The organism is Pseudomonas brassicacearum, assembly GCF_918698105.1.
GTDB lineage: Bacteria > Pseudomonadota > Gammaproteobacteria > Pseudomonadales > Pseudomonadaceae > Aquipseudomonas > Aquipseudomonas brassicacearum_F.
The window spans coordinates 11420-30268 of the sequence record NZ_CAKKMI010000019.1 but is presented as its reverse complement, the minus strand read 5'-3'; the positions used below and the strand labels follow the sequence as shown (position 1 = coordinate 30268).

The 18849-nt window shown below is 62.2% G+C and carries 14 protein-coding genes; 1 reads left to right on the top strand and 13 read right to left on the bottom strand.

Annotated elements, in window-relative coordinates; genetic code table 11:
- Positions 1-87 precede the first annotated feature (87 nt).
- The 12 genes from LQ215_RS09970 to LQ215_RS09915 are packed head-to-tail and all read right to left on the bottom strand — an operon-like array spanning position 88 to position 13431.
- Entirely contained in the window at positions 88-1392 is a 1305-nt protein-coding gene (locus LQ215_RS09970; protein ID WP_230149341.1) for a lipopolysaccharide biosynthesis protein, read from the bottom strand.
- Positions 1389-2393, bottom strand: a complete 1005-nt coding sequence (locus tag LQ215_RS09965; RefSeq protein WP_230149339.1) for a polysaccharide deacetylase family protein — start codon at positions 2391-2393, stop codon at positions 1389-1391. Before LQ215_RS09965 ends, LQ215_RS09970 begins: the two co-directional genes overlap by 4 nt.
- A 12-nt stretch (positions 2394-2405) precedes the next feature.
- On the bottom strand, positions 2406-3542 hold the full coding sequence (locus tag LQ215_RS09960; RefSeq protein WP_230149337.1) for a glycosyltransferase family 2 protein: 1137 nt from the start codon (positions 3540-3542) through the stop codon (positions 2406-2408).
- Entirely contained in the window at positions 3535-4494 is a 960-nt protein-coding gene (locus LQ215_RS09955) for a glycosyltransferase (protein ID WP_230149335.1), read from the bottom strand. Before LQ215_RS09955 ends, LQ215_RS09960 begins: the two co-directional genes overlap by 8 nt.
- Positions 4491-5861 carry an O-antigen ligase family protein gene (locus LQ215_RS09950; RefSeq protein ID WP_230149333.1) on the bottom strand — a complete coding sequence of 457 codons (1371 nt, stop codon included), beginning with the start codon at positions 5859-5861 and terminating at the stop codon, positions 4491-4493. The genes LQ215_RS09955 and LQ215_RS09950 overlap by 4 nt, the downstream gene beginning before the upstream one ends.
- Positions 5858-6961, bottom strand: a complete 1104-nt coding sequence (locus tag LQ215_RS09945) for a glycosyltransferase family 4 protein (RefSeq protein ID WP_230149331.1) — start codon at positions 6959-6961, stop codon at positions 5858-5860. Before LQ215_RS09945 ends, LQ215_RS09950 begins: the two co-directional genes overlap by 4 nt.
- The gene (locus tag LQ215_RS09940) at positions 6958-8550 is read right to left on the bottom strand and encodes a GumC family protein (RefSeq protein WP_230149329.1); all 1593 of its coding nucleotides are present in this window, start codon (positions 8548-8550) and stop codon (positions 6958-6960) included. The genes LQ215_RS09945 and LQ215_RS09940 overlap by 4 nt, the downstream gene beginning before the upstream one ends.
- Before the next feature lie 16 nt (positions 8551-8566).
- Complete coding sequence (locus tag LQ215_RS09935) at positions 8567-9592, bottom strand: polysaccharide biosynthesis/export family protein (protein WP_230149327.1); 1026 nt, start codon at positions 9590-9592, stop codon at positions 8567-8569.
- A gap of 20 nt (positions 9593-9612) precedes the next feature.
- The gene (locus LQ215_RS09930) at positions 9613-10257 is read right to left on the bottom strand and encodes a CpsD/CapB family tyrosine-protein kinase (protein ID WP_230149325.1); all 645 of its coding nucleotides are present in this window, start codon (positions 10255-10257) and stop codon (positions 9613-9615) included.
- A complete protein-coding gene (locus LQ215_RS09925; protein WP_230149323.1) occupies positions 10258-11004 on the bottom strand; it encodes a sugar transferase in 747 nt (248 codons plus the stop codon).
- The gene (locus LQ215_RS09920; protein WP_230149321.1) at positions 10991-12070 is read right to left on the bottom strand and encodes an NAD-dependent epimerase; all 1080 of its coding nucleotides are present in this window, start codon (positions 12068-12070) and stop codon (positions 10991-10993) included. The genes LQ215_RS09925 and LQ215_RS09920 overlap by 14 nt, the downstream gene beginning before the upstream one ends.
- Positions 12067-13431, bottom strand: coding sequence for a UDP-glucose dehydrogenase family protein (locus LQ215_RS09915; RefSeq protein ID WP_230149319.1), 1365 nt, complete (start codon positions 13429-13431; stop codon positions 12067-12069). Before LQ215_RS09915 ends, LQ215_RS09920 begins: the two co-directional genes overlap by 4 nt.
- Before the next feature lie 375 nt (positions 13432-13806).
- Here LQ215_RS09915 and LQ215_RS09910 point away from each other — a divergent pair, with 375 nt between their 5' ends.
- Entirely contained in the window at positions 13807-15504 is a 1698-nt protein-coding gene (locus tag LQ215_RS09910) for a sulfatase-like hydrolase/transferase (protein ID WP_230149317.1), read from the top strand.
- A 1224-nt stretch (positions 15505-16728) separates the two neighbouring features.
- Here the strand turns inward: LQ215_RS09910 and LQ215_RS09905 are convergent.
- Complete coding sequence (locus LQ215_RS09905; RefSeq protein WP_230149316.1) at positions 16729-18648, bottom strand: acyltransferase family protein; 1920 nt, start codon at positions 18646-18648, stop codon at positions 16729-16731.
- Between the last annotated feature and the right edge of the window lie 201 nt (positions 18649-18849).

Below are 18849 nucleotides of genomic sequence, written 5' to 3'. Positions count from 1 at the left end.
CAAGCCGACTCGGCGCTTTCACAAGGGCATCATCGCCCCCTGTGGGAGCGAGCTTGCTCGCGATGGCGGTTTGGCAGGCAACCAGGCTCATGCTGATTTCCCCAGCAGCATCTGGCGCATCGGCAGCAAGTCGCTGGGCAGGATGATCAGGGTCTGCCACAGCGCCACGCCGCTGAGGCGGCAGTACATGGCCAGCAGCGCTACGGTCACGCCCAGGTAGGCGATTGAAGACGCGGCGGCGGCTCCGACGATGCCATAGCGGGGAATCAGGATCAGGTTCAGCGCCAGGTTCAGCACGGCGCCCACGCCCATCAACAGCGAAACCGTGCCGGGGCGGTTCTTGCCCAGCAGATCCAGGCGCAGGATGCTCGCATAGCACAGCCCGAACAGCCCCGGCAGCAGCGCCAGCAAGGCGGGATAAGCCGGCTGGTAGACAGCGCCAAACAAGGTGACGATCAACCATTGGCCGATCAGCGCCATGCTCAGGCAGGCGCCGAGCATCACCGTGGCGGTCAGGCGCAGGGCCAGGGGCGTCAGGCGCTGCATGTCGCGGTCCTGTTGCAGCAGGCGTTTCATCAGCGGCGTGGTGACAGCCTCCGGCACGATCAGCAGCAGTTCGGCGGCGGCGCTGGCCATGGCGTAGTGACCCAGGGCCGTGCTGCCCAGCAGGGCGCCGATGAACAGGAAGTCCGAGCGCAGCAGCACTTGCTGGAACAGCAGGTCCGGGTGGCTGCGGGCGCCGTAGCGCAACAATTCGTTCTGTCCGGTGCGATCCCAGCGCAGGGTGACCACATGATCGCGGCGCAACCACACCCAACCGGCCAGCACCACCAGGCTCAAGCCGGCCAGCCAACTGATCAGTGCCGCTTCCAAGGCGGCGTCTTTCCACATCCAGAACAGCGCAACAAACAGCAGCAGGGGCGCCAGGGATTCCATCAGGCGCAAGGCATTGAAGGCGCCCACGCCGCCGCAAGCATTGTGCATGGTCAGCAGACCGCTCTTGAGTACGGTCAACGGCACGGCCAGTAACAGCAGCCAGGCGAGCAATCCCAATTGCGTGGTGATGTCCAGCTCGCCGCCGAACTCACGCACCAGCGCCACCACCAGTAAGGTCAGCAAACCGGCCAACAGGCAACCGAAGACCAGCACCTGGCTGAGCAACAGACCCATCGAGCGCTGCTGCGCCGCCTGATAACCCACGGCGCTATTCAAACCACCGCTGGTGGCGGCGCTGATCAGGTCGGGCAGGGTGCTGAGCAAGGCGAACAGCCCACGTTCGCTGGGCCCGAGAATCCGTGCCAGCAGCACATTGCGCAGCAGGCGCAGGCCGATCATCGCCAGGCGTGTGCCCATGCTCAGCGCCAAGTGCTTGAGGTAATGTGCGCGGCTCATGGGCGTGCCCCTCGGCGAATGCGCCAGGCCAGTAATTCAGGGTGCTGGGCGTTGCATTGGCTGACGCCGAAGCGCGGCAGGTTCAGCGGGTCGCCGTCGTTGCGATACAGCCCCGCCTCGGTGCCGAGGGCGAAGGCAAAGCCGTGGGCCGCCACCTGTTGGCGCACCCGGGCATCGTGGTCGCCGTTGGGGTAGCAATACACCGGCAAGGGTTGCGCGCAACCGTTTTCCAGGGCGATCCAACTGCGCGTCAGCTCTTCATGCAGGCGCTGGTCATCCAGCCCGGTCAGGATCGCGTGGCTGGCACCATGGGGACCGAAGCGGATCAGCCCGGAATCTTCGAGCATGCGCACCTGGGGCCAGTCCAGGGCCTGGGGTTGGGAACCCTGGGGGCAGGCGTCGGTGAGCTCGCTCAGAATGAGTGGATCGAGCGTCTTGAGGCTTTGCAGGTAGTGCAGCAGCGCCAGGCTGCGGCGCTCGTCGTCGATGTCATCGAGCAGCACCGGCAGCGGCCGGCCGACATGCTGCAAGTGCTCGATCAACGCACGCCGTGCCACCTGGCCATGGCTGCCCCAAAGGGTTTCGCCGATGCTTTCCCACCAGAAGTGCTGGCGGCTGCCAATGAAATCGGTGGAGAGGAAAATACTTGCCGGCACCTGGTATTGGCGCAGCAACGGAAAAGCATTCATGGCGTTGTCGCGCCAACCGTCGTCGAAGGTCAGGGCCACCCGCGGGCGGTTGGGAACGCTTTCAGGGTCGGCCAGCAACAAGGTCATCAGCGGCACGCACTCGAAATGCTGTAGCAGCCAGATCAACAAATGTTCAAACGCCTCTGGCCCCACGCACAGCTCGTTACGGTGGGGCAATTCGGCGGCGCGGTCGTTATTCAGCACCCGATGAAGCATCAGGATCACCCCGGCGCCACGCAGGGGATGGCGGCCCAGGGGCGTGTTCAGGTACAGCCAGCCGCCGGTGCGCTTGAAGACTTGTTTGATTGACATGGGCCGTCCTCCTTAGCGGTTTTGCTCGGGGTTCCACTGGCTGTAGCGCTGGCCCCGCAGGAACTGCCAGAGCCCAATGCTCATGCCCGCCAACGTCACCAGCACGAATGCGGCCAGGCGAAAGGGCCGGGGCAAGCGATGGTGCGCGTCCATCAAGCCAATCAGCGCCATGGCGTAACCGAGCAATTGCGCGATCAGGCTCAGGCGATAGAACGGATGGTCGTTCCATAGCCAGGCATTGCTCATCAAGAGCGGCAGCAGCAACACCGGCGCCAGGCGGCGGATCAACTTGTGGCTGATCAAGCCGATGGCGTAGAGCCCATGACGCAATGGGTTGAGCAGTTCCCGGCGCTGAGCCAGGCTCTGCAACCCGCCGACGGTGACTCGTTGGCGACGGCGAAATTGTTTGTCGGCTTCGTCCACGCCCTGGTCGGTCACCCGGGCCAGGGGGGCATAGACGATGGACTTGCCGGCGACTGGCGCGCAGGTGCTGAGGAAAAAGTCATCGTTGACCTGGGCCGGTATCGGTTGGAACAGCGCCCGACGCAGGGCCAGCAGCGCGCCGTCGGCCGAAACCATGCAACCGGTGCGACTCTCCACCCGACGCAACCAGCCTTCGTAGTGGCGATACAAGCTGTCGCCCAGGCTCAGGCCCTTGCCCGGCACCGGGATTTCCATGTGCCCGGCACAGGCGCCGACTTCCGGGTCGCCCAAGGGCGCCAGCAGATGGCCGAGGGTATCGCCGGCCCATTGGTTATCGGCGTCGGTAAACACCAGGATTTCGCCGCTGCTGTGGGCGACGCCGGTATTGAGCGCGGCGGCCTTGCCCTGGCGCGGCAGGTCGAGCACGGTGATGCGTGGGTCGACCACCTTGCGTGCGCAGGCCACCGTGTCGTCGGTGGAGCCGTCGCTGGCGAGGATGATTCGCAATGAATGGGCCCGATAATCCTGGGCCAGCAAGGTGCGCAACTTCTCCTCGATGTGCCGCGCCTCGTTGTGGGCGGCAATGACGATGCTCACGTCCATCGGCAACGCTTTGCCGTAGCGCCGGACCGGAAACAGCGGCGCCAGCAGGCTCAGCATCAAGGGGTAACCGAGGTAGGCGTACACCGGCAGCAACAGGCACGACCAGTAAATGAATTCAGCCACGGGCAGGTCTCCTGGCATTCCAATGACACAGGTTGAGCAGCAGGGCGGCGCCGGTCAGGTGCAGGCGCACCCAGTGCAAGGCCCACAATTGCAAGGTCAGGCGCGGGTCGCGTCGGCTCTGGCGCAGGCTCAGGAACAAGGGCGGCAGGGCGGTGACCAGCAACAACGTCAGCGCCAGGTGCAATTGCCCCTGGAGCAACGCCAGTACGGCCAGCAGGTCCAAGCCCCAGGCGCCAATGGACAGCGCCGGAAAACGCAGCAGGCGCAGGCTCGGGCCATGGTTGCGGAGCAATTGCAGATGACTGCCCTGGCGCCACAGTTCCTTGCGCATCCACTCGCGCCAACTGCCTTCGTAGCCCCAGTGCAGGGCAACGCTTTCGTTGACCAGCAGCAATTGCGCGTCGGCCTGGCGCAGGCGCAAGGAGAAGTCCTTGTCTTCGCCGGTGCGCAGGGTTTCGTCGAAGCCACCGACCCGCTCGAACCAGCTGCGACGCATCAACAGGTTGGCACTGGGCAGCCACTGCACCCGATGCAGGAGACGTGAACCCGGGCGCTGGCTGCGGCGCTGCCAGGCTTCGGCGAACCACGGCGCCTGCCGGGGCGTGTCGAGGTCCAGGCCGAGTACGTCGCCCTGGTGGCCTTCGAGTTCCAGCAACAGCTTGAGCCAGTCGGCCGGCATTTCGATGTCGGCGTCGATGAACGCCAGCCAGTCACCGTGGGCGGCGGCCGCACCGCGGTTGCGCAGGGCGCCGATGTGCACGCCAGGCACGATCAACACCCGTGCCCCCAACTCGTTGGCGATGCGCGGGCCGTGGTCGTCGGAGCCGTTGTCCACCACGATCAATTCACAGGCCAGGCCTGCCAGGCGGGCAGCTTGCTGCGCCGCTTGCAGCGTACGGCCGATGTGCCGGGCCTCGTTGTACATCGGGATCACAATGCTGACGCAGCTCATGGACGAGCCTCCTGTGGCGCGGCCTGCTCGGCGTCGTAGCGCAACACACTGGTGAGGGCGAGCATGATCCACAGCAACTTATGGTTCGGCGCGCTGAGGAACATCAGGAACAACGCCAGCGAGAGGAAACTCATGCCCAGGTGCGTGAGCAGGTCCGCCTGCACCCAGTCCCGGCGTTGCAGCCAGAGCTGGCGCGCGCGCAGCAGGTTATACAGGCCAAGGCCGATCATGCCGACGAACATCAGCCCGCCCGGGATGCCGATTTCGCTGAAGATTTCCAGGTAGGTGTTATGGGCCCGGCGGTACAGGTCCCCCAGCTTGCGGTTGGCCGAGAACGCCTTGGCGTAGCCGGTGGGGGCGTAGTGCAGGGGAAAGGTGCCGGGGCCTGAGCCGAGTATCGGGTTCTCGCGGATCATCTGGCTGCCGACCAGGATGTACGAGGCGCGGCGGCCCAGGGATTCGTCCTGGTGGGCGTTGGCGCCGGCACTGAGGATGCTCAACGACTGGATGCGTGCCACGTAGCCGGCCGGCATCACCGCGATTGCCAAGGGAATGATGATCGCCAGCCCGAGCATGGCGAAGCCCAGGTGCCGCGGGCGGATACGCGGCAGCTGCGCGCGGTAGTGATACAGCCCGATTATCAGGCTGAGCATCAACACCACCAGCCCCGAGCGCGATTCAGTCTTGGTCATGCCGCCCAGCAGCAGGATGAAACAGCCGCCCCAGAACAACCGGTGCAGCAAGCTCGGGCCACGCACTACCAGCAGCAACGCCAGCGGCACGGTGAAGGCGATCAGCAGGGCGAAGGAGTTCGGGTCTTCCAGCAGGCCGGAGGCGCGGCCCTGGTCCTGGTACTTGGCCGAGAACATCGCCAGCACGCAGGTGGTGGTGACGCTCAAGGTCACCAGGCGACAGAACATGTCCAGGTTCAATTCACGACCGATCAGCAAAGTGATCACGAACAGAATCAGCCCAACCGCCAGTTCGCGAAAATGGGTCGTGGACAGGCCCATGTTTTCCGACAACAGCAGGCTCAGGCCGTAGAGCACCATGAAGCCGATCAGCGGCCGCCAGATATTGCTGCGCAAGCGTGTCCCGGGAATCTGGTGCACCGCCAGTTGCAACATCAGGATCATGATCAGCGCCAGGCCAAAGAACTTGCTGCCGGAAAAGGCGTTGTCCTTGAACAGGCCTTCGAACGGCACCAATGCGGCAATGCCCAGCAAACCCCAGCCGGGTTTACGGTACAGCGCGGCGACGCCAACCAGGCCGAGCACCGCGCCCGGTGCCAGGAACGGATAGGGGCTGGCCAGCAACGCCAGGCAGACCAGGCCCAGCAGGCTGACGATCGAGAGTGGGACAATCATGGGCGAGCCTCCCGTGCCGTGCGGATGTAAAGCTGCGACCAGCGTTCGGCCAGCGTGCGCAGGTCGTAGCGGTCCCGTTGGGTGCGGCGTGCGTTGTCGGCCAGGATCCGCGCCAGGGGCGGTTCGCTGAACAGCGTTTCGATCTGCGCCGCCAGTTCCGCGCTGTCGGCCGGTGCCGCGAGCAGGCCGTTATGACGGTCCTGCAATACGTCCGGGATGCCGCCGACGCCGAACGCCACCACCGGCACGCCGGCCTGCATGGCTTCGAGCAGAATCATCGGGGTGCCTTCGGTGCGTGAGCTGATCACCAGGGCGTCGAGGCGACTCCACCACGCGTTCATATCGGTCTGGTAGCCCGGCAATTCGATGCGCGTGGGCAGCCCGGCATCGTTGATGCGCTTGAGCAGCGCCTGGCGTTCCGGGCCGTCGCCGAGCATCACCGCGTGCAGCGATGCATGCTTCTGGCACAGTGGGATCATGGCGTCGAGGAACAAGTCCGGACCTTTCTCGCTGCTCAAGCGGCCGACGTAGCCGACCCGCCAGCGTTGCTTGTCAGCGCGGTGCGCCAACGGCGTGCTGGCCGCTGGCAGGCCATTGGGGATGACGTCGAGTTTTTCCGCCCGCACGCTGGCCCGGCGATGCAGCGTGGCGATGCTCTCGGCCACGCAGACGACCCGCTTGACCGAGGCGGTGCGGCACAGTTGCAGGCTCAGCCAGGTATAGAAACGCTGCTTGGGGCTGCGTGGGGTGAAGCCATGCTGGGTAATCACCAATGGCAAGCCCAGCAGCGTGGCGGCGGACCAGCCGAACAACAGCCCCTTGAAGTTGTGGGTGTTGATCAGCGGCCGCTCGTCCCGGCGCTGGCGCAGGTGCTGCAACAGCTCGGCCCAACTGGCGCAATGACGGCAATCGACCCCGGCCTGGCGAAAGCGCGTGATCAAGGTCGGTGGCGCCGCCAGGAACAGCACTTGGTGCTGCCCGGGCGTCGCCAGGCAATGATCGAGCAGCATCCGCTCGGCCCCATAGAAGCCGCCGCTGTCGAGCAGATGAATGATCGACAGGGGACTGCTGTGGTGGCTCGGGCCGAACGGCGCGTTCAATTTCGCACCCAATGGACAAGGCTGGGCAGGCTCCAGTTGCGGTGCGGGTTGACCTGGTCGGGGGACTGTTCGTTGATCACCAACAGCACCGGTACATCCAGTTGCTGGGTGATTTGCGCTGGGTGCTTGAAGCGATGGTCGAAGAACTCACGCACATAGACCAGGGCAATCGCCAGCAACAGGCCACTGAACATGCCGAAGACAATGATCAGCATCGGCTTGGGGAAGGCCGCGGCGGTGGGCTCGAACGGCGGGCTCAGGACCCGGGCGTTGGACAGGTCGTTGTCCAGCGAACGCGCGGTGCTGGCTTCGGCGAACCGCTGGGCATAAGTGGAGAACGCCGCGTGCAGGGCGTTGATCTCGGTGTCCATCTGCCGCAGCTTGCTCTGGGTTTCCTGCAATTGATGGATGCGATCCTTGAACGTGGCGATGCGCTGGACTTTCTGGTTGATCACCGAGCTGACGACGGCCAGGTCGGTGGTGCGTTCCTGGATCCGGTTGTTCACCACCTTCAGGAACTGCTGGCGCGTGCGGACGATCTGTTCCCGGGCCAGCAGCATCGGTTCGCTGCCGGGCTGGAAGATCGCCAGGTCATTCATGTAGCGGCTGACCTGGCTGGTCAGTTGCTCGCCCAGTTGCCTGATTTCCCGGTCTTCGAAGGCAATGTTGTCCACGGTGGTGGTGAAGGTGAACGGGAAGGTGTAGTCGTTGAACCGCGAGCTGTTCGCCGCCGCCAGACTGGTCTTGAGGTAATCGAGCCAGCGTTGGCTTTGTAGGAGGCGATCCTGGTACAGGTTCAGGGCCTGTTCTTCGGTGTTGATGGCGTTCAGGCGGAAAGTGATTTCTTCCTTGGGGTCGGACGAGCCGATGTTTTCCAGCAGCCCCAGCCGGGTGCCTTCCAGGCCGTCGAGACGGGTCTGGTATTGGGCTTTTTTCTGCTCGTAGAAGGTCTGCGGCAGTTCGATCGATTGCAGGTCCTGGCGGCTGGTGAGGTAGTTCTGCAGCAGTTGGGCCACGAACCGGGTGCCCTGGGCCGGGTCGCCGAAACTGTAGACGATGGAGATGACGTTGGAGCCGGGCAGGGTCTCGATCTTCAGGTTTTCGATGGCCTCGTCGGTCAGCGTATCGAGCACGGTGTCGCGCACCGGATCGACCTCTAGCCCCAAGCCGTCGCGCAGCGGGTTGATGACGTACTCGCGCAGGGGCTGGGTGATGTAACGCTTGAGCGGTTCGCTCACCCACTTGTTGAGAATGCCTGGGCTTGGGGTGTATTCGCCCTGGTCGCGCAGGGTGCTGATGGTCTGCCGGATCAACGCCGGCGAGCGCAGGATATTGCTCTCGGTTTCCATGTCCGCCAGGGACGGCGGGATGAAGGTGGCGTTTTCCTGGTTCAGCGACGTGGTGGCGTCGCCCTGGGAGAGTTTCTTCGACTGGACGATGACCTGGGCGGTGATATCGAAGCTCTGCTTGAGCATCAACGGCAGCACCAGGGCGATCACGGCGAAAATCAGGAAGATGCGCTTCACCCACTGCTTATTGGCGAAGAAGATCCTGAAGAACTCATGCAAATAGTTTTCCTTGGGGTTCATGTCAGGTCACCTGAGGTCAGTTGCTGTTGCTGCCTTTGTTGTCGACGCGGTAGCCGAAGCTGAACCCCACGCCCTGGAACAGCACCACGTCGGCCAGTTGTCTGGCCAGTTCGCCGGCGCTGGCTAGCTTGGTCTTGGGCACGAAAAGCATGTCTTCCGGTTGCAGGTAGGCGATCTGCGAGGCGTCGCCGCTCAGGGCTTTTTCCACGTCATAGTGGCGGGCTTCGACCTGGTTGCCGTTGCGACGCATGATCACCACCGAGTCGAGCCGGGCCTTGACGTTCGTGCCGCGGGCCAGCGTCAGGGCTTCGAGGACCGAGATCGGCCGGCGTATCGGATAGGAGCCGGGCTGGGCCACTTCCCCGAGGACGTAGATCTCGTTGCCGGCGGTGGACTTGAGCAGCACATCGACGGTCATGTGGCCTGGCAACTGGGCGTAGCGCTCGTTGAGGAAGGTTTCCAGTTGGGTAACGGTCATGCCTTGTAGCGGCACGGCGCCGATTTCCGGGAAGCTGGCGTAACCATCCCGGCCCACGATGATCTCCCGGCTCATGCCGGTGCCCGGGTGGGTGAGGGTGTTGCGCAGGTTGGTCTCGCTGCTCAGCGGACTGGTCACCAGCACCGTCAATTGGTTGCGATTGGGTTGGAACAGCATTTTCTGGTCATAGGCGCGCTGCACCGCCAGGCGGGCTTCGTCGGTGGTCAGGCCGGCGACTTTTACCGAAGTGTTGGCGCCCGGCAGTTCGATACTGCCGTCGGGCATCACTTGTTGCGTGCCATTGAGCTGGCTGGCGGCGGTGAAGTTCAGGGCAACCTGGTCGCCCGGTTGCACTCGATACGCCTGGGAAGAGGTCGTGCCGATGTGAAAGATCACGTCCAGCACGTCCTGGGGGCGCAGGGTCTGTTCGACCTTGGGCATGTCGGTGGCCTGGGCGTTGGCCGCCGGGGCCGTGAGGATCTGCACCGGCATCGAGCGGGTGTCGGTATTGCTGGAGCAACCGGCAAGCGGCAGCAACAGCAGGACAAGCATTCTGGCGTTCATCTCGTCATCCTTTTGCAGGCTTACAGGTTGTTGTAGAGCCACTTGGGCATGTAGTACTTGCGGCGGTTGAACACGCTGCCCACTACTTTCGCGCCGGCCTGGGACAGGCGCTGGCGGGCGGCTTGGGCCACTTCCCAACGGGTGTCTTCACCACGCACCACCAGCACCACGCCGTCGACCTGGGTGCTGAGCACCAGCGTGTCGCTGACCGAATACACCGCGTCGGCGTCGATCACCACAAAGCGGTATTGCGCCGCCAGTTGCCTGAACAGTGGGCGCAGGCGCTCGGGGCTCAAGCGTTCGGCGTTGCGCCCCAGGCGCCCGTGGGGCAGCACGTCGAAGGGCAGGCTCGAAGCCTGCACCACGCAGTCCTGCAACAAGGGTGGGGCGAGGCTGTTGAACAGCAGGTCGGTAAAACCGCGTTCCTTGTGCAACGACAGTTGCTGGCTGAGGTTGCGCGGTGACTGGCTGGCATCCACCAGCAGTACGCGACCGTTGCTCATCTGCGCCAGTTGGGCAGCCAGTGCCATCGCGCTGGTGCTGGTTCCGGTGCCGGTGTTGGCGGCCGTCAAGAGCAGGATCCGCAGGGAAGGGTCGAGCACGGTCGAGGTCAGGTTCGTCTCGCTCGGGCTGGCTATGGTCAGGATATTGGTTGAACCGTCCATTTAACTCGCTCCGTGGCCGCTGAAAACTTTGAAGGGGGTAATCATCAGGATCTTCAAATCCAACCACAGGCTTTGTTCAGCGATATAGCTGAGGTCCAATTCCACGCGCTGGTCGAAGTCGATATTGCTGCGCCCGGAGATCTGCCAAAGGCCGGTCATGCCGGGGTAGATGCTCAGGCGCACAAGATGGTTGTCCTTGTAGCGATAGGCATTGAACGAGGTCGGCCGCGGGCCCACCAGGCGCATGTCGCCGAGCACTACATTGATCAGGTTCGGCAGTTCGTCGAGGCTGCTGCGTCGCAGGAACCGGCCGATGGGCGTGATGCGCGGATCGTTGTCGATCTTGAAGTCGATGGCATCGGCGCCGTGTTTGTTGAGATGGCGCAGCGACTCCTTGAGCGCCTCGGCGTCGGCCACCATGGTGCGAAACTTGTACATGCCGAACACTCGGCCGCGATAACCGGTGCGCTTCTGTACGAACAGCACGGGACCAGGGCTGGAGAACTTGATCAGCAGCGCCAGGCCCAGCAGCAACGGGCATAACAGCAGCAGGATCGCCAGCGCGCCGAGGCAGGCCACTACGCGATTGGTGCGCGAGACCGTCCAGGGCCGGCCGCTGTCGCGACCGGTCAACCAACCACGACCCTGGCGATGGATGGCCGCGTCCAGGCGCCTGCGGTGCTCCGGATCGACACGCTTGTCGCGTCCCGGGGCGTTGATCTCGATGACTTGCTCATGTCGGGTCATGGATTCCTCCGCTGAGGTTGGGCCGCAAGCGTTCAGTCGCGAGCGGTGCGTGGGCAGGCCGTGGGTAGTAATCGAGGAACCACTGGATGAAGCGGCCCAGGCCTTCATCCAGCTCGATACACGGCTTGAAGCCGGTGGCCCGTGCCAGGTCGCTGGCATCGGCGCAGGTGTTGAGCGCATCCCCTGCTTGCAGAGGCAGCAGTTCGATGCGGGCGGTTTGACCCAGGTGTTTTTCCAGCAGTGCGACATAGGTGCGCAGCGCCACCGGGTGCTGCCCGCCAATGTTGTAGATCCGCCAGGGCGCACGGCTGGTGGCCGGGCCGGGTTGTTCGTGATCCAACAGGGGCGTGACCTGGGGCGCGCGGTCGATCAGGCGGGCGATGCTTTCGACGATGTCGTCGATGTAGGTGAAATCGCGTTGGTGCTCGCCGTGGTTGAACAGTTGCAGCGCACGGTCTTCGGTGATGGCGCGGGCAAACTGGATCGGCGACATGTCTGGCCGGCCCCAAGGGCCGTACACCGTGAAGAAGCGCAGGCCGGTGCAGGGAATGCCGAACAGGTGGCTGTAGCTGTGGGCCATCAGTTCGTTGGCTTTTTTGCTGGCCGCGTATAGCGACAGCGGATGGTCGACGTTGTCCTGCACCGAATAAGGTGTGCGCGGGTTGGCGCCGTATACCGAGCTTGAGGAGGCGTAGATCAGGTGCTTGACCGGATAGCGACGGCAGTTTTCCAGGATGTTCAGGAACCCGGTGATGTTGCTGTCGACATAGGCCTGCGGGTTTTCCAGGGAGTAGCGCACGCCGGCTTGGGCCGCGAGGTGAATCACGACTTCCGGGCGCCGTGTCTGGAACAACTCATCGATGGCTGGCGCGTCGGCCAGGTCGATCCGCGCCAGGGGAAACTCGCCGGCCTGCTCGTTCACCCAGGTCACGCGGTCGTGCTTGAGCTGCGGGTCGTAGTAGTCGTTGAAATTGTCCAGCCCGTACACCCGATGGCCGTCGCGCAGCAGTCGCAGCACGACATGGGCGCCGATGAAGCCGGCCGCGCCGGTGACCAGGATATTCATGCTTGTGACCCGGGGAGCGGGGTGCCCGGCACGGTGTGCGGCAGCCCGATACCGCGATACAGCAGCCCGGCGGCGGCCAGTTGGTCGGGGTTGTACAGGTTGCGGCCATCGATGATCACCCGGGCGCGCAACTTGCTGGCCAGCAGGTCGAAGTCCACCACGCGGAAATTCTTCCACTCGGTGCAGATCACCAGGGCGTCGGCGTCTTCCAGGGTGTCGTCGCGGGTGGCGCACAGGTTCAGGTCCTTGCGGTAGCCGTAGAGGCGCCGGCATTCGGACATGGCTTCGGGGTCATAGGCGTGGACCCGGGCGCCTTCGCGCCACAGCGCTTCCATCAGGTAGCGGCTGGGGGCTTCGCGCATGTCATCGGTATTGGGCTTGAACGCCAGGCCCCAGATGGCAATCGACTTGCCGGCCAGGCCGTCCTGGAATTGCGTCGCCAGTTTCTCGAAGAGGATGTGCCGCTGGCTGTCGTTGACGTCGGTGACGCTGCGCAACAGGCGCAGTGGCATGCCGCTTTGTTCGGCGGTGTGGAGCAAGGCCCGCAGGTCCTTGGGAAAGCACGAACCGCCAAAACCGCAGCCGGGATAGATGAAGTGGTAGCCGATGCGTGGGTCCGAGCCGATGCCTTTGCGCACTGCTTCGATGTCGGCGCCCAGCCGTTCGGTGAGGTTGGCCAGTTCGTTCATGAAGCTGATGCGGGTGGCGAGCATGGCATTGGCGGCGTACTTGGTCAGTTCGGCGCTGCGGTTGTCCATGAACATCAGTTTTTCGTGGTTGCGGCAAAAGGGCGCGTAGAGTTCTGTCATCTGCTCGCGGGCCACAGGGTCGGCGGTACCGACGATGATCCGGTCGGGGCGCATGCAATCGGCCAGCGCGCTGCCTTCCTTGAGAAACTCGGGGTTGGACACCACCCGCACGTTCAACTGTTTCAGGCCCCGCCGCGTCAACGCCTGGCGGGCGCATTCGGCCACCTTGTCGGCCGTGCCCACCGGCACCGTGGACTTGATGACCAGGGTGCGGTCGCTGTCCATGAAGTCGGCGATTTGCCGGGTGACGGCCAGCACATGGCTCAGATCCGCCGAGCCGTCTTCATCGGCAGGGGTGCCGACGGCGATGAAAATCACCTCGCCATGGTTGACCGCGTCGCTGGCCTGGGAGCTGAACGACAAACGTCCGGCCTTTATGGTGTCTTCAAGCAAACAGGACAACCCAGGCTCGCTGATGGTGGGTACGGCCTGTTGCAGTTGCTGGATTTTGTTTGGGTCGATGTCGATGCACAAAACACGGTGACCGACGTCGGCCATTGCAGCCGCCTGGATCAACCCGACATACCCCGTTCCAAATACGCTCACGTCCATTTTTGGCGCGCCTCGCAGACCCGTTGATGTAACTCGGATGAAACTGTTTAGAGGGGTATAGCGCAGCTTCAGGAAAGCGTGTCAGCAAAATGACAGTTGTCAGTGTTGGCAATTCAAGTGAAGTCGGGCCTTTTGATATCAAGTCCTTGACTGTCTTAGTAAAGCGGCTGTTTTACTAGGCTTTATTGGGTTATGACAAAGCGATGAACGGTAGTAATCCATAGATTTTTACATTTTGTGACGGCTTTTCGTGTCATTTTTGGGGTAACTTTTTTTTGACGCATGGTTGGGGGAGGGGTTTCTTGCGCTTTGAGAAACGGCTGCTAACGTGCAGGAACGAAGTGCTTTTGACACGGCGATCTGGTCGAGGAAAACATGGTCCGCTACCTCAAGGAACTGCTGCTGGTTCTGTACCTGCTCAAGGGGTACGACTATTACCTCGACCGTCTGAACGCGTTGGGCTTGGGCGTCGCAACTTTGATGTTCGGCGCCATGTTCGTGGTGCTGGTGCTGGCGCTATGGATGAGCGCCTACATACGCCAGACCCTGGTGAGGCATGTGTTTGCCTTGGCGATGTTTGTTTCAGCGGTGTTTTTCGAGGTGTACACCCGGGTCACGGACAGTTACCTGACCTATAGCCAGTTCGTTTCGCTGGTGTACTCGGGGGGATTTATCCAGGAGGCCGCCTATCAGTACCGCGACGTGATTATCAGCGCGGCGGTCAGCGGCTTGCTGCTGTTGTTCGGCATCGCCCTTAAGCCTCGGCGATCGGTGCGGTTGCCCGGTTATCTGCCGATAGCGGCACCCGTGCTGGGCGTGTTGTTGCTCAGTGGCGTGTTGTTCGTGCGGGCAGGCGAGGGCGCGCGCGGCCTGCCCGTGATGTACACGCCGTTGGCCTATCTGAACCTGTTTACCTACGAATCCTTGCACAACACCATCGGCCCTCGGGAGCCGGTCACCTTGGCGCGACGATCGTCTTTGATCGAGCAGGATATCGTGCTGATCATCGATGAAAGCATTGGCGGCAACTACCTGGATATCAACGCGCCATTCGGCGTGCACACCGGCCTGAAGACGCCGCCCGCGGGCGTGGATGTCTTCAATTTCGGTTATGCGGCCTCCATTGCCAATTGCAGCGCCGACACCAACGTCACCCTGCGCTATGGCGGCACGCGCGCCGACTATATGCGCATCAACAGTACCCGACCGTCGATCTGGCAGTACGCCAAGAAGGCCGGTTTGCGCACCGTCTACATCGACGCCCAGCGCACCGGCGGCTATCTGCAGAACCTGATGACCGAACTGGAAAAACAGGACATCGACGAATTTGTCCAATTCGACCACGCCAGCGTGCGCGACCGCGACATGGCGGCTGCGGCGAAGTTGATCGAACTCCTGGGCGACAACCAGGCTGAACTGGTGGTGATCAACAAAGTGGGAGCGCATTTCCCGGTACACGACAAATACCCCGACGACTTCATGACCTACCGCCCGGCCTTGCCGCGAGGGCAGTTCCAGGACGTGGCCGACACCGGCAGCCGCGAGGGCTTCAATGGCCAGAAAGATGACTGGTTGCTGTACCGCAACGCCTACCAGAACACCTTGCTGTGGAACGTCGGCGAGTTCTTCAAGCGAATCTTCCAGCAGGCCGATTTGAGCCATGCCGTGTTGATCTACACCTCCGACCACGGCCAGGATCTGCACGAGCGCGGCAACCCTGGGCTCAACACCCATTGCGGTGGCGATCCGGTGCCTGAAGAGGGATTGGTGCCGTTGGTGGTGATCCAGGGCAGCTCATTGCATATGCTTGACTGGCGTGGTGCCTGGGCGCGGAACAAGGATCGTTCGAGTCACTACAACATTTTCCCGACGCTGTTGCAGTTGATGGGGTACGAGCCGGCTGGGGTTGAATCGGTCTATGGGAAATCCCTGAGCCAACCAACCGATGATGATTTCACTTTCAACTATCGCTTCAATGCGCGGTTGGGGGCGAAGCCGGCTTGGAAGCATATTGACCTGGGGCATATTGTGACGCCGTCTGTTGGCCAGGTTGAAATGGCGGTGGGGCATTGACTGGAGGCCCCCTATGCGCTGGGCTCTTTGTGGGAGCGAGCTTGCTCGCGATGGCGGCCTCACAGTCGACATCGTGTACATATCCGTTGCTGCGGTAACGGCCACTTAGGGTTTCGCCCTTACGGCGACTCACTTTTTTTCAAACGCCAAAAAAAGTAAGCAAAAAAGGCTTTGCCCCACCACTCGGCACCTCGCTAAGGCTCGGTGTGCCCGAACGAAGGCATTGCTCCGTGGGCCGCCGCGAAGGGCCATCCATGGCCCAGCGCGGCTATCCCGGCATCCATGCCGGGATGCCCACTGCGCAATGCCTGCGTTCGGCCATCGTGGTTAATGGGGCGTCCAGATCAAGATCAAGATCCAAAGCAAGAGCAAGAGCGGGACATATGTCGGCATCTATGTGGCTGAGCCACCGCTATCGCGAGCAGGCTCGCTCCCACATTGGATCTTCAGTAGACACAAAATCCATGTGCATCTAGCCCCCTGTGTGCGAGCTTGCTCGCGATGGCGGCCTCGCAGTCGACATCGTGTACATATCCGTTGCTGCGGTAACGGCCACTTAGGGTTTCGCCCTTACGGCGACTCACTTTTTTTCAAACGCCAAAAAAAGTAAGCAAAAAAGGCTTTGCCCCACCACTCGGCACCTCGCTAAGGCTCGGTGTGCCCGAACGAAGGCATTGCTCCGTGGGCCGCCGCGAAGGGCCATCCATGGCCCAGCGCGGCTACCTCGGCATCCATGCCGAGGTGCCCACTGCGCAATGCCTGCGTTCGGCCATCGTGGTTAATGGGGCGTCCAGATCTAGATCAAGATCCAAAGCAAGAGCAAGAGCGGGACATATGTCGGCATCTATGTGGCTGAGCCACCGCTATCGCGAGCAGGCTCGCTCCCACATTGGGTCTTCAGCAGACACAAAATCCATGTGCATCTAGCCCCCTGTGGGAGCGAGCTTGCTCGCGATGAGGTCAGCACATCCAACATCTTCATTGACTGAGTCACCGCTATCGCGAGCAAGCTTTACTCCCACAGATCTGATGGGTGTACGACCAGGAGAACCAGGTCGGCTATCAGGCCGCCTCGGGGCAGAAGCGTTTTGCTTACTTTTGACTAGGCCGGCTTCCGGGCTTCTCAAAAGTGAGCCGCTGTAAGAGCGGAACTGCCAGCAGCCGTTACCCAAACAATGGATATACACCCCAACCCAACGAGCAAATACCAAAGCTCTGTGGCACCTACCTCGTCGTAGCAAACGGCTCGGACTGGACAGAGTCGTGCAGCAGCGAAAAACCCCGATCACGCAACGCACGACCAATGAAGCGCGACCCGATGTCATTCAAGTGCGCGTCATCGCGATACAGCAATTGCCCGTCAATGATCGGACTGCACAACCCCGCCGGGCAGATCACCCGATTGGGGTCGATAAAGCGCACCTGAGGCAGCCTGGCGCGTATGCCGTCCCAATAAGTCGCCGTAATGTCCAGAGGGACCGAGCAGGGACGCTGGGTGGCGAACATCAAGCGACGCACCGGGCAGGTCGCGGCTTTTTCGATGTGCTGGTTGCTGAGGATCACGATGACCTGGCCGCTGTTCTGCGCCACGCGCTTGATGCTTGCTTCAATCGCGTCCCCGGCCGCGGCATCCCTCGGCCATGCCCCGGCCAGCACGACATAAGGGTAGTGATTCTGCTCGATGAGCCCGAGCACCCGTTTATTGCGCTCAACACAATGACTGACATACACCGTCGAAAGCCCGGCGGTGTAGTCGAAGATCGGTGGGCAACCGTCCAAGGTGTAGTCCATCAACCCGATGCCGTTGGGTTCGGCGAGGATGTCGACCATGCCGGTGAAATGATTGGCGAACGAGTCACCGACCATGATCCCGTCGAGTTGCTGCTTGTGTGCCCCAAGCCGACAATCGGGGTTGGGATCGCTGTTGTACCGGGCATTGGGCATGTGGCAACTGCTGCGAAGTTTGTTCGGCTCAACCAGGGTCATTGCCTCGAGCGTCGCCACTTGCGGTGCAAAGCGCTGGGCAAATCCGCCTGTTTGCAAACTGGTCACCGCCAGCACGGCGAGCCCGAGGGTCGGCAGGGTGAATCGCCGCAGGAGCACGCGCGAGAACGGCAACTGCGCCCCGGTCCGTCGAAAAGGGACCTCGACATAACGCCAGGACCACCAGGACAGTGTTATCGCCACCGCCACCAGTGCTGCACCCATGAGGGGGGTAATGGCGATGTCCAAGTAATTCAGGTAAGCGATCAGCGGCCAGTGCCAAAGATAAAGCGAATACGAAATCAGACCGATGAACACCATGGGCCGGTTGGTCAGCAAGCGCCAGCGGACAGCGCCACTACCGGCCAGAATCAGCAGCGCCGCACCCAGGCAGGGGATCAAGGCGTTGAGACCAGGAAAGGGCGCCGTCGGGCTCAGGGCAAACATGGCGAAACCGATCAGCCCGGCCCCCACCAGCCCATACCCTTGGGCCATTCCGCGGCCTAGCGTGCGGGGTTGATAAAGATAGAGGCCTAGCGCACCGCCCAGCATCAATTCGAAAAAACGCGTGGGCAGCAAGTAGTACGAGGCGGTGGCGAAGACGTTCGTCGCGTACTCCGAAAATCCCACTGCTGCGACAATACCGGCACCCAACACGGGGAGCAGGTAGCGTGGCAGCAGGCGATAAAGCGCCAGGATCAGCAGCGGCCAGATCACGTAGAACTGCTCTTCGATACCCAGGGACCAGGTATGCAACAACGGGGCTTCGCTGGCGTCCGCCGCGAAGTAATTACCGTACTTCACCCAGATGTAGAGGTTCGAGACGCCCAGCAACGAGAACAGCGCACTGATGTTGAGCCGGATCAGGTCGGCGGGGGAAAGAATGAAGGCTCCGGCGATCACGCTCGCCAGCAATACCGTGGTCAATGCTGGCACGATGCGGTTGATGCGTCGCTGATAAAAACGCTTCAGTGAAAAGGTGTTCTGCCTGATCTCGGCAAATACCTGGGAAGTGATGAGAAAACCCGAAATGACAAAGAAAATGTCGACACCCACGAACCCGCCCGGTAACCAGTTGGCGTTGAGGTGATGGATGAACACGGCGATGACCGCAATGGCGCGAAGCCCGTCGATATCGAGGCGATATTGGGTGTGATGCATGCCGACTGTCGTCCTTTGGTAAGAAGCGAACCAAGTTCGTCACGTTTATGACGATTTCGCCGACAGCTTGAAACGGCGCTTATGAGTGATTGATTAATAGACGAAAGTCTACGCATGGCAAGAGAGTTGGATCCAGTTTTTCTGCCAAGTGACAAGCGGTAGGGCGATCACCCAGGTCCATCCTGGGTGGGACCGCCTCTG

Bases quoted from the DNA above. Each gene is read 5' to 3' on its own strand.
- LQ215_RS09970 (WP_230149341.1), bottom strand. From the start codon at position 1,392: ATGAGCCGCGCACATTACCTCAAGCACTTGGCGCTGAGCATGGGCACA.
- LQ215_RS09965 (WP_230149339.1), bottom strand. From the start codon at position 2,393: ATGTCAATCAAACAAGTCTTCAAGCGCACCGGCGGCTGGCTGTACCTG.
- LQ215_RS09955 (WP_230149335.1), bottom strand. From the start codon at position 4,494: ATGAGCTGCGTCAGCATTGTGATCCCGATGTACAACGAGGCCCGGCAC.
- LQ215_RS09950 (WP_230149333.1), bottom strand. From the start codon at position 5,861: ATGATTGTCCCACTCTCGATCGTCAGCCTGCTGGGCCTGGTCTGCCTG.
- LQ215_RS09940 (WP_230149329.1), bottom strand. From the start codon at position 8,550: ATGAACCCCAAGGAAAACTATTTGCATGAGTTCTTCAGGATCTTCTTC.
- LQ215_RS09935 (WP_230149327.1), bottom strand. From the start codon at position 9,592: ATGAACGCCAGAATGCTTGTCCTGCTGTTGCTGCCGCTTGCCGGTTGC.
- LQ215_RS09930 (WP_230149325.1), bottom strand. From the start codon at position 10,257: ATGGACGGTTCAACCAATATCCTGACCATAGCCAGCCCGAGCGAGACG.
- LQ215_RS09925 (WP_230149323.1), bottom strand. From the start codon at position 11,004: ATGACCCGACATGAGCAAGTCATCGAGATCAACGCCCCGGGACGCGAC.
- LQ215_RS09920 (WP_230149321.1), bottom strand. From the start codon at position 12,070: ATGAATATCCTGGTCACCGGCGCGGCCGGCTTCATCGGCGCCCATGTC.
- LQ215_RS09915 (WP_230149319.1), bottom strand. From the start codon at position 13,431: ATGGACGTGAGCGTATTTGGAACGGGGTATGTCGGGTTGATCCAGGCG.
- LQ215_RS09910 (WP_230149317.1), top strand. From the start codon at position 13,807: ATGGTCCGCTACCTCAAGGAACTGCTGCTGGTTCTGTACCTGCTCAAG.
- LQ215_RS09905 (WP_230149316.1), bottom strand. From the start codon at position 18,648: ATGCATCACACCCAATATCGCCTCGATATCGACGGGCTTCGCGCCATT.